The following is a 14,858-nucleotide window of genomic DNA, read 5'->3' as shown; positions in this document are numbered from 1 at the left end:
ATTTGCGCGAAGAGATGGAGATAACTTCAGTCAGGCCATCATTAGCTGCCGTAGCCCCGGTGCTTCATGACAGCGAGCTCCTGGTCACTCGGCCATGAGATTGTCAGCAAAAATGACGAATCGCCAATGGCGTCCACATTGTGTCGGATGGACGAGCCGAGCGTGAAGAGGCTGCCAACAGGAAGCTCATGCGGCTTACCGTTCACCGAGACGCGCAGCTTGCCTTTAAGTACCTGGATGGAGATGGTGCCGTCGGCGTGGTGCTCCTTCATGTGCGCCGAGTTCTGCATGGAGATAAGCACGACGCGAAAGTCATGCTTTTTAAACAGCGTCTTGGAATAAAGTCCGGCAGGCCACGGTTGATGGCGTTCCGCTTCGGCCATTTCATCGTTCAGGTCGAATTGCGCCAGCTTGTCGACCATGGTGCCGTCCTGGAGAAAGGTGCTCATCGGCTTGCCCTCCGTGCGGCAGAAGTGTACTCCTTATACGTTTTAGATGCGACTTCCAAATGATAGAAGCGAATGATTTTTCTCAGGGCAAATTTCCCATTGTGGGCTTCGCCAGAGAGGTTGCTTATACTTGTGGTTTCCTCGCATGAGGAGAGCGAATGGGGGTAGGCGGTGGCAGATGTGGTCCAGGCGGCGGTTGGGTTTGCTCAGAAGAACCGGGCGAGGTTTGTCGACGAACTGAAGTCGCTGCTGCGGATACCCTCCGTCTCGACCCTGCCCGAGCATGCTGGCGATGTGCGCCGCGCGGCGGAGTTTGTCGCGGCGGAGCTGCGCCGTATCGGGATGGAGAACGTCCGTCTCATAGAGACCGAGACGAAGGAGCATCCCGACGGACATCCGCTGGTCTATGCGGACTGGCTTCACGCAGCGCCCGCGGCTGATGGAAAGCCAAAGCCGACGGTGCTCTGCTACGGCCACTACGATGTGCAGCCGCCCGATCCGCTCGACGAGTGGAAGTCGCCGCCATTCGAGCCCGAGGAGCGCGACGGCAATCTCTACGCGCGCGGCGCAGTCGACGACAAAGGCCAGATGTGGATGCACGTGAAGGCGCTGGAGTCGTTGATGTCCGCTGGCGGCGGAAAGCTGCCGGTCAACGTCAGGGTAATCGTCGAAGGCGAGGAAGAGGTTGGCGGCGAGGGCATCGCCCAATTCGTGCGCGAGCACGGCGACCAGTTGAAGGCCGACGTGGCGCTGGTCTCAGACACGGAGATGTTCGCGCCAGAGCTGCCGACACTCTGCGTAGGCCTGCGCGGCATGATCTACACGGAGATCGAAGCTCGCGGAGCGCGCACCGATCTGCACTCCGGCATGTACGGCGGCGCCGCGCCGAACCCATTCGTCGCGCTGGCGCAGATCATTGCGAAGCTCAAAGACGCCGACGGAAAAATCTTGATCCCAGGCTTCTACGACAAGGTGCAGAAGCCCACCGACGCCGAGCTGAAGGCGTGGAAGGCGCTGCCGTTTGACGAGGAGCACTACCGCGAGACAGAGGTAGGCTCGTCCTCACTGACAGGCGAGCCGGGCTACAGCGTGCTCGAACGCACCTGGGCGCGGCCCACGCTCGACGTGCACGGAATGCCCGGCGGCTTCACCGGCGCGGGCGCAAAGACGGTGATTCCTGCGCGCGCTTTGGCCAAGGCAAGCATGAGACTGGTGCCCGACATGACGCCCGCTGAAGCCTTCGCGCAGTTCAAGGCATACGTGGAGTCGATCTGCCCGAAGGGAATCGTGCTCGACGTGCGGCTGATCCACTCGGGCGACCCGATTGTCGTAAGCACTGATAACGCCTTCATTCGCGCGGCGACCGAGGCCATGCGCGAGGTCTTCGGCAAAGAGACCGTCTTCGTGCGCGGCGGCGGATCAATCCCGATCGTCGGCGACTTCGAGCGCGAGCTGAAGGTGCCGACCGTGATGATGGGCTTTGGTCTGCCGGACGACAACCTCCACGCCCCCAACGAAAAATTCCATCTGGCGAACTTCCACCGCGGCATCGAGTCAATCGTGCGGTTCTTCGGCGCCGTGGGGGCCTGATGACTGTGGAAGCCAACCCTCCGGTGAAGGCCGCGGGCTTTGTCCTGGCAGGCGGCCGCAGCACGCGCATGGGACAGGACAAGGCCATCTTGCAGCTCGGCGGACTGACCCTGGTGGAGCGGTGTCTTGGCAAGCTGCGCACAGTCTGTGACGAGGTCGCCATCGCTGGCGGCAAGCCCGAACTTGAGCGCTATGGACGCGTCATCCCCGATGAAGCGCCGGGGTGCGGGCCACTTGGCGGGATCGTCGCTGCATTGGAGCAGAGCGCGCACGAGTGGAACCTGTTCCTGCCAGTGGACGCGCCGTTCGTACCGGATAAGTGTCTGCGCGAGCTACTTCAAGTCGCAGCGGTAGGCGATTGGGCCGCAGTGATTGCGCGCGCCGACGGGCGGCTGCAGCCGCTGTGTGGAGTCTACTCGCGCACAATGCTTCCGGCACTGCGGCGCGAATTGGCCGAGGGGCGGTGGAAGGTAGCGCCCGCACTCGAGCTTGCCGGAAGAGTGCATGTGATGGATTTTGCAAATGTGAAGTGGTTTGCGAATCTAAACACACCGGCAGAGTTTGCCGAGGCAGCGGAGCACGCCGACGCACTCGACGCATAAGTTGGTTTAGGCTGTGGCTATGGCTGAGTCGCAGAACAACGGCGAAGGCGCGCTCCCCGACGAGAACGAACCTCTGATGGAAGAGGTCTCTCCCGACGTCGCGCCGGTTGTTGAAGAGTTCATGGAGCAAGCCGCGCAGCAGAATGAAGCTGCTGTCGAGGCTGTGCCGGACGTTCGTAACAAGCCTGGTTCTTATATCTCCTTCGACCACGTCTCGAAGTCGTTTGGCGGCTTCGTGGTTCTCGAAGATGTCAGCTTCTGCGTCAACCCCGGCGAGACGCTCTGCATCCTGGGCCGCAGCGGCGTGGGCAAGTCCGTTTCGTTGCAGATGATCATGGGCTTTCTGAAGCCGGATAGCGGCGTAATCCGCGTCGCAGGTGAAAACATTTGCGGCTACACCGAGAAAGAGCTGCAAGAGGTGCGCCGCAAGGTCACAATGGTCTTCCAGAACGGCGCGCTGTTCGACTCGATCACGGTGGGCGAGAACGTAGCCTTTCCCATGCGCGAGCGGGGCGATATGGAGGAAGACCAGATCCTCAAGGTAGTCAAGGGTTTGCTGGAGATGGTTGGCGTGGCGGGCATGGATCACCTGCTGCCATCGGACCTTTCCACCGGCATGAAGCGCTCAGTCGCCATCGCGCGAGCATTGGCGGCCCAGCCCGAAGCCGTGCTCTACGACGAGCCGACGACGATGGTCGATCCACTGATGGCGCATCTGCTGGGCAACCTGATTGAGCGGCTGAAGCAGCAGCTTCACCTGACCAGCATCGTCGTCACCCACGATATGCGGCTGGCGAAGAAGCTGGCCGATCGCGTCGTCTTCTTGAGCGGAGGCAAGGCAGTCTTTTTCGGCACCATGGAGGAGATGGAGCGGTCGGACGACCCGACCGTCCAGGAGTTTCTCACGCTCGACGAGCTGGTCATGCCTGCCTGACCCGCATCACCCAAAAGTGGAACGAGTCTTGCAGCCGGGATTAGTAGTTTGGTACGCCGTTTGCCTCATCGTGAACGCGCAGTTGTCATGGTAAAGTTGTGATGCGTATTCTTTCTTGCAGTTAATAGAAACGGTTTCTGAAGACACCGCCTCCCCGAGTCAAAAGAGAACTTCGGAAACTAAATTCCCCAAAGCGTGTCCAGTAATTGCAGCAATGTAAATTTTGAATGGATAGGGTCAGCTTTGCAGACTTCCTGCATCCTACCGTCTGTGATGCCAATGGAATTTGTGTAGAGAGGCCGTTCGCTCATGGCGACACCAGATTACTTGCAACAAGTAATCGTTTCAGGACGAGCGCATACCGCTGCCGGAAGGCGTACAGCCAGCCGTAGCGATGGGCTGTTTCGTCGGCCCTCGGTTACCAGCCTGGTATGGGCGTCGCTGGATATTCTCACTGTCGTTGTTGCCGCCATCCTGGCCCTGCGGCTTCGCACGGTCCTTCCTGCTGAAGTCCCCACGATCTACGTCGTCCCCCATCTGATCCAGTCAACGCCGCACCTGCTCTTTTTCTACGTAGCCTGGTTTGCGGTGTGCCTCATCTTCTTTACTCGTTCCTATGGCCTCTACGGGCCTATTCAGAATCGCAGCGGTCTGCACGAGCAGCGCATGACCATTCAGGCGGCGCTTACCTCGGGCTTGCTGCTATGTGGGACTCTTTATCTTTCAAGCGGCGAGTTTGTCTCGCGCGTGGTCGTCATTCTGGTCGTCGTGCTTTCGACGCTTCTGCTCTGCATGCGTCGCGCACTGTGGCGGTCGTTGGCGTACCGTCGCTTCCGCGCAGGCATGGAGACGCGCAATGTGCTCATCGTCGGCGCGGGCCGCGTGGGCTACGCTCTCAGGAACCACCTTGAGTCGCTCCAGCATCTCGGGTTCCGCTTCAAGGGCTTTGTCGCGCTGACGGAGCGCGAGGCGGAGTCGGGCGATGCCGACGTCGTCGGTGATGTGCGCAACTGCCTCTCGCTGGCCCGCTCACTCTTCGTCGATGAGATCTTTTTCTCCGTCCCGGCAGAAAAGAAGCTGGTGATCAAGATGGTGGAGGAGGCGCGCACCGCTGGAATTGACGTGCGTGTGGTGCCGGACATGTACGACGGTCTGGCCTGGAACGCGCCCGTCGAATACATCGGCCAGTTCCCGACGATTCCGCTCCACCGCAAGGATTTTCCGATAGGTGCATTCCTGCTGAAGCGCACGCTGGATACCACGCTCTCGGCGCTTGCGCTTGCGGTGCTCTCACCGGTGATGGTGGCCATTGCGATTGCCGTGAAGTTCGACTCCGACGGGCCGATCTTCTACAGGGCGCAACGCATCGGCCGCAAAGGACGTAACTTCACCTGCTATAAATTCCGCACGATGGTGCAGGACGCGGACCGGCGCAAGGCCGAACTCGAGCACATGAACGAGCGTGACGGCATTCTCTTCAAGATCGCCAACGACCCCCGTATCACGCGGTTGGGCCGCTTTCTGCGCAAGTACTCGCTCGATGAATTGCCGCAGTTCTACAACGTCCTGCGCGGCGACATGAGCCTTGTCGGACCGCGGCCTCCCATGGCCAACGAGGTGGAACAGTACGACTTGGCGCATCTGCGGCGGCTCGATGTGCTACCCGGCATCACCGGCTTGTGGCAGGTGGAAGCGCGGCAGGACCCATCGTTCGACAGCTACATCTCACTCGACACAGCGTACGTCGAGAACTGGAGCCTGCTCATGGACCTCCGGATTCTGGCGCGCACGGTGAGCGTGGTGGTAAGCGGCACCGGCTCCTAGGCGGTAAACTGAAAGCGTGAAGATCGCGCTCGCCCAGATTAATCCAACCGTTGGAGACTTCTCCGGCAATACAAAGAAGATTCTGGAATATGCATCGCGCGCAGCAGCGCTGGGCGTCAATCTGGTCGTGTTTCCAGAGCTCGCCGCGTGCGGGTATCCGCCTGCCGACCTGCTTGAAAGAGACGCATTCGTGGTGCGTGCAGGGCAGGTGGTCGACGAGATCGCCTGCTGGACAGCAGAGCCCGGGCGGCCAGCCGTCCTATGCGGCACCGTGATGCCAGCCAACTCGCACGTAGGCAAGCGCGTACGCAACGCGGCTGTGATGCTCTCCGCAGGCAAGGTCATCTTCACGCAGCAGAAGATGCTGCTTCCGTTCTACGACGTCTTCGACGAGCAGCGATACTTCGAGCCGGCAGAGCACCAGACACTGACCTGCGTTGCCGGGGAGCCGCTCGCCATCACAATCTGCGAGGACGCCTGGAACGACAAGGGCTTCTGGCCGCGCCAGATGTACCAGATCGATCCCGTCGATGTGTTGATGAAGCAGTGGAGCGAGCAGCCCGAGAGGCTCGCCTCGCGCCGGCGCATCATCCTGAACATCTCGGCCTCGCCCTATTGGCAAGGCAAGCAGCAGGTGCGCGAGCGCATGCTGTCTGCGCTGGCCGTACGTCACGGTGCGATCGTCGCGATGCTCAACCAGGTCGGCGGCAACGACAGTCTCGTCTTCGACGGCGCATCGCTCGTGCTCAGGCCCGATGGGCGCGTCATGGCGCGCGGCGCGGCCTTCGCCGAAGATCTCGTGGTCTTCGACACGGAAGACGGCGCCGAGGTCGTGGCAGACGCGCCTGTCGACGAGGTCGAGGCGACCTGGAAGGCGCTCGTGCTCGGCACCCGCGACTACGTGCGCAAATGCGGATTCACCAAGGCGCTGATCGGTTTGAGCGGCGGCATCGACTCCGCGCTGGTCGCGGCGATTGCGGTCGAGGCGCTGGGCGCAGAGAACGTCGTCGGCGTCGGCATGCCCAGCGAGTACTCCTCGCTCGGCTCCATCGACGACGCGCGCGATCTCGCGAAGAACCTCGGCATCCGCTTCGAGATGCTGCCCATCCACGATGTCTTCGCGCAGTACCGCAAGGTGCTGGACACGCTGTTCGCTGGAACGCCATTCGGTCTGGCCGAAGAAAATCTGCAATCGAGAATCCGCGGCGCGCTGCTGATGGCGCTCTCGAACAAGTTTGGCGCGCTGGTCCTGACGACAGGCAACAAGAGCGAGATGTCCACCGGCTACTGCACGCTCTACGGCGACATGGTCGGCGCACTGGCCGTCATCGGCGATGTCATGAAGACGCGCGTCTACGCGCTCAGCCGCTACGTCAACCGCTCCGGCGAAGTCATCCCATGGGCGACCATCGAGAAGCCCCCTTCGGCAGAGCTGCGGCCCGAGCAGCGCGACACCGACTCGCTGCCCCCCTACGAGGTCCTTGACCCGATTCTGGAGGCGTACGTCGAGCGGTACATGTCCGCCGAGCAGATCGCCGAAGAGCAGGGAGTTGACGTTACGCTGGTCCGATCGGTCATACAGTTGGTTGAGCGCAGCGAGTACAAGCGCCAGCAAGCCGCCCTGGTGTTGAAGGTCACGGCAAAGTCGTTCGGGATGGGACGTCGGTTTCCCATTGCTGTCAAAGTTCAGGTTTAATGGATGATGCAGGTTTATTAATAGAGAAGGCGGCCCGAACAAGGGCTCGGAGGCGTATTCGTTGAAGAATTCTAAGTGGATGATGGCAAGCCTAGCAGTAGTGCTGGGTGTGGCAACAGTGGCCGGGGCGCAGACCCAGGCGGGTACAGGCGCAGCGGCAAAGCAGGCGACGCCACCTTTGCAGTTGCAGAACCTTGAGCCGAGTACCGTGCCGAAGGACCCGTTTCCTCCCGTAAACCAGAAGTACTTCACGGCCACGTCTCCCACGGTGGACACCGTCAACACCTTCCTCAAATCTCTGTGGGGCTACGACCAGAACCGCATCTGGCGCGTGGAGGCGATCCAGAAGACGCAGGCCCCCGACGTAGCCAAGGTGATCGTGTTCGTCTCCGACAAGTCCGCCAACGCGAAGGTGCAGTCGACGGCGTTCTTCGTCACTCCTGACGGCAAGCACGCGATTGCGGGCGACACCGTGATCCCGTTTGGCGCGACTCCGTTCGCCGATGCCCGTCAGACGCTGGAGCAGCATGCCGACGGCGCATGGCGCGGCGCTCCGGGCAAGAGCCTCCTGCTCGTCGAGTTCGCCGATCTCGAGTGCCCGCACTGCAAGGACGCGCAGGGCACCATGAACCAGTTGGCGAAGGACTTCCCGAACGCGCACATCGTCTTCCAGCCCTTCCCGCTGACGGAGATCCATCCCTACGCCTTCAAGGCGGCGGCCTACGGCTACTGCGTCGAGAAGCAGAACAACGACGCGTTCTTCTCCTACGCCGACGGCGTCTTCAACACGCAGAGCGGCCTCGCAGAAGGCACCGCCGACGACACACTCAACAACGCCGTCAAGCAGGCTGGCCTCGATCCAACAGCGATCGGCGCATGCGCGAACTCGCAGGCAACCAAGGACCAGGTGAACGCCTCGATCAAGCTGGCGCAGGACCTCGGCGTAGACCAGACGCCGATGCTGGCGGTCAACGGACACCTCCTGCCCATCTCGGCCGTCCCATACGAGACGCTGAAGACCATCATCACCTATCAGGCGCAGCAGGACGGCGTAAGCACCGGAGCAACCGCGCCGACGCTGGGCAAGTAGCGAACCATGGGCCTGCCTGCGAAGCCGCCGGATGCTTCGCAGACAGGCCACGGTTGCAGGATTCAAACGCATCGCCGTTACTCCGGTTGCGTGACGCGCGATGCAGAGTGGAGTTTTCGGGCCATCATCTCTTCTTCAGCAAAAACCGCTCCCCACAATCCAGCGCGTAGCCCTCTTCTGCTGCGCGGTGCCACAGCGCTCCTCTTCTCGATGGCGCTCTCCGGCTGCTCCCGCCTCCACAAGCCCCCCACCGAATACGTCTACGTCACCGCAAAGGAGACCTTCCTCCGCGACCGCGTCGCCGCCGTCTCCAACCGCACCGCGACCGTCGAAAACGGTGAGAAGCTGACGGTGCTCGAGCACGGACGCCGCTTCATCCGCGTCCAGACGCCCACCGGCGAGCAGGGCTGGATCGACGAAAAGATCGTCGCCACGCAGGACGCCTACGAAAAATTCCTCGTCCTCGGCGAGAAACACAAAGACGACCCCGCCGTCGCCACCGGCGTCGTCAGCGACGACGTCTACCTCCACATCACACCGGGCCGCGAAGCCGAACACTTCTACCTGCTCCAGGAAAACGACAAGCTCCAACTCCTCCAGAGAGCCACGCTACCCAAGCCCATCCCCTCGTGGATGCAAGCCACCGAAGCCGCGAAAACCGCCTCCAAAACCGCTGAGCCGCCCAAGTCCGTCATGGAAGACTGGTGGCTCGTGCGCGACCAGAAGGGCGACACCGGCTGGATGCTCAGCCGCATGATGAACGTCGACACGCCCGACGCCATCGTCCGCTACTCCGAAGGCCAGCGCATCGTCGGCGCCTACGTCCTCACCACGGTCAACGACCCCGACGCGCCCACCGACAACAAAAATATCCCCGAGTACCTCACCGTCACCTCGCCCTACACCGCCGGCCTCACCTACGACTTCGACCAGGCGCGCGTCTTCATCTGGAACATCAAGAAGCATCGCTACGAGACCTCATACCGCGACCGCAACATCGAAGGCTACCTTCCCGTCACGGTCAAGATGGCCTCCGACCCCAACGGCAAAACGCCCGACCAGAGCGGCCCCGCGCCCACCTACAGCTATCGCGTCCTCTCCGCCGACTCCGCGCCCGTCGTCCCCGATCCCACCACCGGCTACATCGTCCCCGGCAAGACCATCGTGAAGATCTACCGCCTCGAAGGCAATCTCGTCCGCCGCGTCCTCCCGCCAGGCACGACTGCACCCGATGAAGCGCATCCTGTACCGCCCGTGAAAAAAGCGGTCAAAGCACGCAGAAGGCGTTAAGCTGTCACAGGAGATTCTGCCTCTTGCTGCCTCTGCATGAAATCATCCAGCGTCTTGTCGTAGCCACGGTCCTTACCGGCCTGATCGGCCTCGACCGCGAGCGCCACGAAAGCTCCGCTGGCCTGCGCACGCACGCGCTCGTCGGCATGGCGTCCTGCCTGTTCATGCTCGCCTCGGCCTTCGGCTTCCACGACATCCTCGGCACGCCCAACGTCTCGCTCGACCCCTCGCGTATCGCCGCGCAGATCGTCACCGGCATCGGCTTTCTCGGCGCAGGCACCATCATCGCCACCGGCAGCACCGTCCGTGGCCTGACAACCGCCGCCAGCATCTGGACCGTCGCCGCCATCGGTCTCGCCGTCGGCGGAGGCATGTACTGGCCCGCCGTCGTCGCCACTGCAATCTCACTCATCCTGCTCGTCGTGCTGCGCCCGTGGGAACGCCGCCTCGATCAGCATTGGCGCAAGCAGACGGTCAACGCGGTCTTCGACCCGGAAATTTGCTCGCTCGAACAGATGCTGACCTGTCTCCGCGACGCCAACCTGCATGTCTGTCGAGTCACCGTCGATAAGAACGAGCAGGGAAGCGGCCAGGTCGCGCAGTTCGCCGTCGATGAGCACGGCGAAGCCGCCCTCCAGACCGCAATCCAGGCAATCACCCGCGTCCAGGGCGTCACCAGCGCCTCCGCCGCCGAGTGACAGCAACCGACGCAACTGGGTGGGGACGCAATCCACTCCTTGTTCCAACAAAGCGGCTGCCCACGTCTCGCTTTTGAGACGTGGGTTCATTTGCCGAAGCCTTCAGGGCCAAAGGCCCGTTTCATACCAGCCTAGGGCGAAGCCCTAGGGATCCTGGGCGATGGTGAGTGAGCGCTGAAAGCGCGACTTATAGATGCAACCAAACCAAATAAAGAAAATGCTCTAAGCGGGTGCCCCACGTCTCGCAGTTGAGACGTGGGTTTACCGGCCGAGACTACTGCGCCCTGCTCAACCGCAGCATCACCACTCCATGTCGCGGAACCGCAACCGTGTAACTCCCGCGCAGCACGCCAATATCTTTATGCGTCCACAGATCACGCGCCGCCGCCGCTCCCTTCCATCCAACATCCGGCAAACGCAGCGTAATCCTCACCGTCCCATTCAGCCGGTTGAACATCGCCACCGCCATATCGCCGCCTGCTAAAGGCCGCGCCCACACCTCCAGCGGACCTTCGGCATAGGCGCGATCTCCCGCCTTGCCCAGCGGGTCCTGGTCCACCGCAATCACTTCCTTGTTCAGCAGAATGCTCCGCGTCTCCTCGCTCATCTGGGTCAGATCATTGCCCGCAATCAACGGCGCAGCCAGCATCGCCCACAAACTGAAGTGCGTGCGCTCCTCATCCGGACTCATCCCGCCATTGCCCACCTCTAGAAAGTCTGGATCGTTCCAATGGTTCGGCCCGGCGTACTTCGACAACCCCGCCTCACGAAATCCAATCGACGTCATCCGCCCATACGAATCGCTGATGTCGCCGCTCGTCCTCCACAGATTGCCGCCCACCCCGGGCCCCCACTCCCACACCGACCCCAGCCCGTACTGGCACATGCTGAAGACGATCGGCCGCCCCGTCGCCAACAGTGCCCGATGCATCTTCTCGTAGGCCGCCTTCATCAGATCATCCGACTTCGCAATATCCCCGCCCGACTGCGCCTTCATGATCTCGCGATAGCTGCACAGGTCGTACTTCAGAAAATCCACGCCCCACGACGCGAACATCTTCGCATCCTGCTCCTCGTGCCCATAGCTGGCTACAGCACCCGCGCACGTCCGCGGCCCCGGCCCCGTGTACAAGCCAAACTTCAGCCCCTTCGAGTGGATGTAGTCTCCCAGCGCCTTCATGTCCGGAAACGCGCTCGTCGGATGCAGCACGCCATTCGCATCGCGCTCACCCTCCCACCCGCCATCGATGTTCACATACACATATCCGGCATCCTTCATGCCGCTCGACACCATCGCATCCGTCTGCGCCCGCACCAGCGCATCCGAGATCGCATGATGAAAGTGGTTCCACGTGCTCCATCCCATCGGCGGAGTCGGCGCCAGCATCTTCTCCTGCCCAAAGCCCGACACTCCAGAGACAGTGAGATACAACGCAAGCAACAGCGTGAGAGCCGCAGACAGCCTCTTCATCACCCACATTCCTCCCAATTGAATTCGCAGAACGTCGTGCGCCCGAACCGACAGACAGAGCCATCCATCAGGGTCATTCACAAGTAAGCCAACAATCTATTTCAATCGGTTGCTCTTTGCCAAGCGTCGCGCAGCAAGCTACGACACCACCCCAACCAGACTCAGCATCCGCCCCGCAACTCCACGTTCCCCACGATGCGAAAAGTATCTGAGCCCCTCAGCATCCCGCGCACAAGCCGTACACTCGCCCACCACGCTGATCTGCGCATCCGTCAACCCAGCTCCCAGCAACTGCCGTCGGTTCGCCTCCCACAGGTTCACGTAAAGCTGCGAATCCCTCACCTCGAACAACTCCTCCGCATACGCAAACCGAGCCCGAAACTTCTCCCGCACCTCCTCACCCACCGCATAGCAACAAGCCCCAATCGAGGGCCCCACCGCAGCCACCATATCCTCGACCCGCGAGCCGTACTCCTCGCGCATCTGCGCCACACCGGCTTCCGTGATCCCCGCCGCCGTCCCGCGCCATCCCGCATGAAGCGCAGCCACCACCCGCAGCCGCGTATCCACCACCAGCACCGGAACACAGTCCGCCGTCCCCACCGCCAGCATCAAACCCGGGACAGCAGTCATCAACCCGTCACCCTCCAGCACAGCCTTCCCCTCAGGCGTCTCAAGCGGCGACTCGTCCCCCCGCAACACCCGCACCGTAGCCGAGTGCACCTGCCGCACCGTCACCATCTGCCCGGCAGCATTCGTGCCGCAAACCGACTCAAAGAACCTTCGCCGATTCTCCGCCACCAGCGCCGGATCATCCTCCTTCGTCCAGCCCAGGTTCAAGTCGCCCGGCCGCTCATAAATCGTTGAAACGCCACCCCTTCGCGTCGAAAACCCATGCCGCAGCCACGGCCACTGCTTCCAACCCTCAATCTGCACCAGCTCCACCATAATCTCCTCATTCTAAAGCCCGAACCGATAACATTTCCTCGTCCCAACCGTCTACAATCAGGCTGTAAGTGAAGCACAAGGCAGGCAGAAAATCAGATTTGGCGGCACACGTCTCCGCAGAAATCTTTTATTTTCAACAAAATTTGCATCATACTCCATACGCCTGTAAGATACCCCGATTGTAGACATGAGAGAGAACGTGCCCGCTATTACTCAACAACTTCTCCGCTCCCGCATCGGCAAGATCTGCGTCGCCATCACCGGCTCGACCCCCGCCGAAATGCTTGAAAAAGCAGCACTTGCCGTCAAAGAGAACCCGTTTATCGAGTTCCGCCTCGACTACCTCGAAAACCCGCTCGCGGCGCTGTCCAAAATCAAGCACTTCTTCGAGGAAAACACCGCCGCCACCGGCATCGCAACCTGTCGACGCAAAGCCAACGGAGGCAAGTTCGCCGGCTCGATCCCCGCCGAGCTCGAAATTCTCATCAAGGCGGCCACCTCCGGCTTCCATCTCGTCGACCTCGAGCTCGAGTCCGCCGAGTCTCTCAAGAAAGCCGACATCCAGAAGCTCCGCGACACCGGCATCGCCATCATCATCAGCCACCACGACTTCAACGCGACCAAAGACCTCGACGGCATCTACAAGCGCATGGCCGTCTACCAGCCCGACTTCTACAAGATCGTTCCCACGGCCAAGTCACTCTCCGACAACGTCACCCTCATGCGCTTCATCGAGCGCATGGAAGACCACTCGAAGATCGTCGGCATCTGCATGGGCGACATGGGCATCATCTCGCGCGTACTCGGCCTGCGCGCCGGCAGCGCCTTCACCTTCGCCGCCGCCACCGCCGGCGAAGAGACCGGCCCCGGCCAGATCGCCGCCCGCACCCTCATCGAAACCTACCGCATCGACCAGGTTGACGCGGCCACCAAGGTCTACGGCGTCGTCGGCAACCCCATCCGCAGCTCGCTCTCGCCCGTCATGATGAACACAGCCTTCCGCCGCGAGACCGTCAACGCCGTCTACCTCGCGCTCCAGGCCACCAAGGTCTCCGACCTCATCAAGCTCGTCCATGAGATCCCCATCCAGGGCCTCAGCGTCACCATGCCCTTCAAGCAGGAGATCATGGAGCACCTCGAGCGCACCGACCCGCTCTCGGCCAAGATCGGCGCCTGCAACACCGTCCTCCGCGCGCAGGACGGCAACCTCTACGGCTTCAACACGGACGTCGCCGGCATCATCGGCCCGCTCGAAAAGCGCATGTCCCTGCGCGACGCGAAGGTGCTCGTCCTCGGCGCCGGTGGAGCAGGCCGCGCCGCCGTCTTCGGCCTGCGCGACAAAGGCGCGGACGTCTTCATCTACAACCGCACGCCCGAGACCGCGCACAAGCTCGCCCGCCAGTCCGGCTCGCATTCCATCAAAAAAGACGCCATCGCCAAGACCAACTTCGACGTCATCATCAACTCGACCCCAGTCGGCATGGCAGGCCAGAAGCACGCGCCGATCCTCGAAGCCAAGGACCTCAACACCCGCCTGGTCTTCGACCTCGTCTACAACCCGCTGGACACCCCACTCATCCGCATGGCCCGCCAGATGAACATCCCCATCATCACCGGTGTCGAGATGTTCGTGCAGCAGGGCGCCCGCCAATTCGAAATCTGGACCGGCAAGCCCGCACCAGAAGAGGAGATGCTGCGCGTAGTCATCCACTCTCTCCGCCAGGCCGCCGAAGCCGCCGCCCAGGAACAGCACGAAGCCCCACCAGCAAAAGCCGCAACAAAATCCACCCCGGCAAAGCCAGCGCCGAAAGCACCACCAGCAAAGCCCGCAGCGAAAGCTCCAGCTGCGAAACCCGCACCAAAGCCAGCAGCAAAGACTCCCGCGAAAACTGTCGCTAAACCCGCAGCCAAACCCGCCGCGAAAAAATCCGCAGCCAAGCCAAAGAAGAAATCCTAACCAGTCTGGAACAAATCCGGGTGCTCTGTCACTGACACGAAACTTCACAAAGCCGCTGCTTTTGCATTTCCATTCCGTAGCGAAGCGAAGGAATCTGCTGTTTGTCCATGTACCCACAGACTTGTCATTTCGACCGGAGCAATGGACAGCTTCACCGTCCATTGCGCAGCGGAGAAACCCGCTTCTCTACCAATTCTCAACGCTCGCTGAAAACTCCATCTTGCTTAAGGGCAGGGGCTTTGCCCTGATTGGACCAATTTCACGTGGGATCATTCGCGGATTTCTGCTGTCGAAGAAGTGTCGGGGTGA

The 14,858-nt window shown here is 61.6% G+C and carries 12 protein-coding genes; 9 read left to right on the top strand and 3 right to left on the bottom strand.

Features of this window, described 5'->3' with window-relative positions; all coding sequences use genetic code 11:
• Nucleotides 1–41 precede the first annotated feature (41 nt).
• Entirely contained in the window at nt 42–449 is a 408-nt protein-coding gene (locus IEX36_RS08340; protein WP_188758890.1) for a cupin domain-containing protein, read from the bottom strand.
• Between the two features lie 180 nt (nt 450–629).
• On the opposite strand from IEX36_RS08340, the gene IEX36_RS08335 reads away from it, so the two are divergent.
• The 8 genes from IEX36_RS08335 (at nt 630) to IEX36_RS08300 (ending at nt 10,173) form a co-directional block, all read left to right on the top strand.
• Nucleotides 630–2,039, top strand: a complete 1,410-nt coding sequence (locus tag IEX36_RS08335; protein ID WP_188759899.1) for a dipeptidase — start codon at nt 630–632, stop codon at nt 2,037–2,039.
• Complete coding sequence (gene mobA, locus IEX36_RS08330; RefSeq protein WP_188758889.1) at nt 2,039–2,641, top strand: molybdenum cofactor guanylyltransferase; 603 nt, start codon at nt 2,039–2,041, stop codon at nt 2,639–2,641. The genes IEX36_RS08335 and mobA overlap by 1 nt, the downstream gene beginning before the upstream one ends.
• Nucleotides 2,642–2,660: 19 nt before the next feature.
• Entirely contained in the window at nt 2,661–3,575 is a 915-nt protein-coding gene (locus IEX36_RS08325) for an ABC transporter ATP-binding protein (RefSeq protein ID WP_188758888.1), read from the top strand.
• A gap of 309 nt (nt 3,576–3,884) precedes the next feature.
• Complete coding sequence (locus tag IEX36_RS08320) at nt 3,885–5,399, top strand: sugar transferase (protein WP_188758887.1); 1,515 nt, start codon at nt 3,885–3,887, stop codon at nt 5,397–5,399.
• A gap of 16 nt (nt 5,400–5,415) precedes the next feature.
• Nucleotides 5,416–7,095, top strand: coding sequence for an NAD+ synthase (locus IEX36_RS08315; protein ID WP_188758886.1), 1,680 nt, complete (start codon nt 5,416–5,418; stop codon nt 7,093–7,095).
• Between the two features lie 61 nt (nt 7,096–7,156).
• Nucleotides 7,157–8,185: a thioredoxin domain-containing protein gene (locus IEX36_RS08310; protein WP_229668803.1), complete on the top strand. Its 1,029-nt coding sequence runs from the start codon at nt 7,157–7,159 to the stop codon at nt 8,183–8,185.
• A gap of 6 nt (nt 8,186–8,191) precedes the next feature.
• The gene (locus IEX36_RS08305) at nt 8,192–9,475 is read left to right on the top strand and encodes an SH3 domain-containing protein (RefSeq protein ID WP_229668802.1); all 1,284 of its coding nucleotides are present in this window, start codon (nt 8,192–8,194) and stop codon (nt 9,473–9,475) included.
• Between the two features lie 23 nt (nt 9,476–9,498).
• On the top strand, nt 9,499–10,173 hold the full coding sequence (locus tag IEX36_RS08300; RefSeq protein ID WP_188758884.1) for an MgtC/SapB family protein: 675 nt from the start codon (nt 9,499–9,501) through the stop codon (nt 10,171–10,173).
• A gap of 274 nt (nt 10,174–10,447) precedes the next feature.
• Here the strand turns inward: IEX36_RS08300 and IEX36_RS08295 are convergent, their stop codons facing one another.
• On the bottom strand, nt 10,448–11,644 hold the full coding sequence (locus IEX36_RS08295) for a glycoside hydrolase family 27 protein (RefSeq protein ID WP_188758883.1): 1,197 nt from the start codon (nt 11,642–11,644) through the stop codon (nt 10,448–10,450).
• Between the two features lie 138 nt (nt 11,645–11,782).
• Nucleotides 11,783–12,592: a peptidoglycan editing factor PgeF gene (gene pgeF / locus IEX36_RS08290; RefSeq protein WP_188758882.1), complete on the bottom strand. Its 810-nt coding sequence runs from the start codon at nt 12,590–12,592 to the stop codon at nt 11,783–11,785.
• 199 nt (nt 12,593–12,791) lie between these two features.
• On the opposite strand from pgeF, the gene aroE reads away from it, so the two are divergent.
• Nucleotides 12,792–14,549, top strand: a complete 1,758-nt coding sequence (aroE, locus tag IEX36_RS08285; RefSeq protein ID WP_229668801.1) for a shikimate dehydrogenase — start codon at nt 12,792–12,794, stop codon at nt 14,547–14,549.
• Nucleotides 14,550–14,858: the final 309 nt, after the last annotated feature.

It is taken from the genome of Edaphobacter acidisoli, from assembly GCF_014642855.1.
Lineage (GTDB): Bacteria > Acidobacteriota > Terriglobia > Terriglobales > Acidobacteriaceae > Edaphobacter > Edaphobacter acidisoli.
The sequence above is the reverse complement of the archived record's forward strand: the minus strand, read 5'-3'. Positions and strand labels throughout refer to the sequence as shown.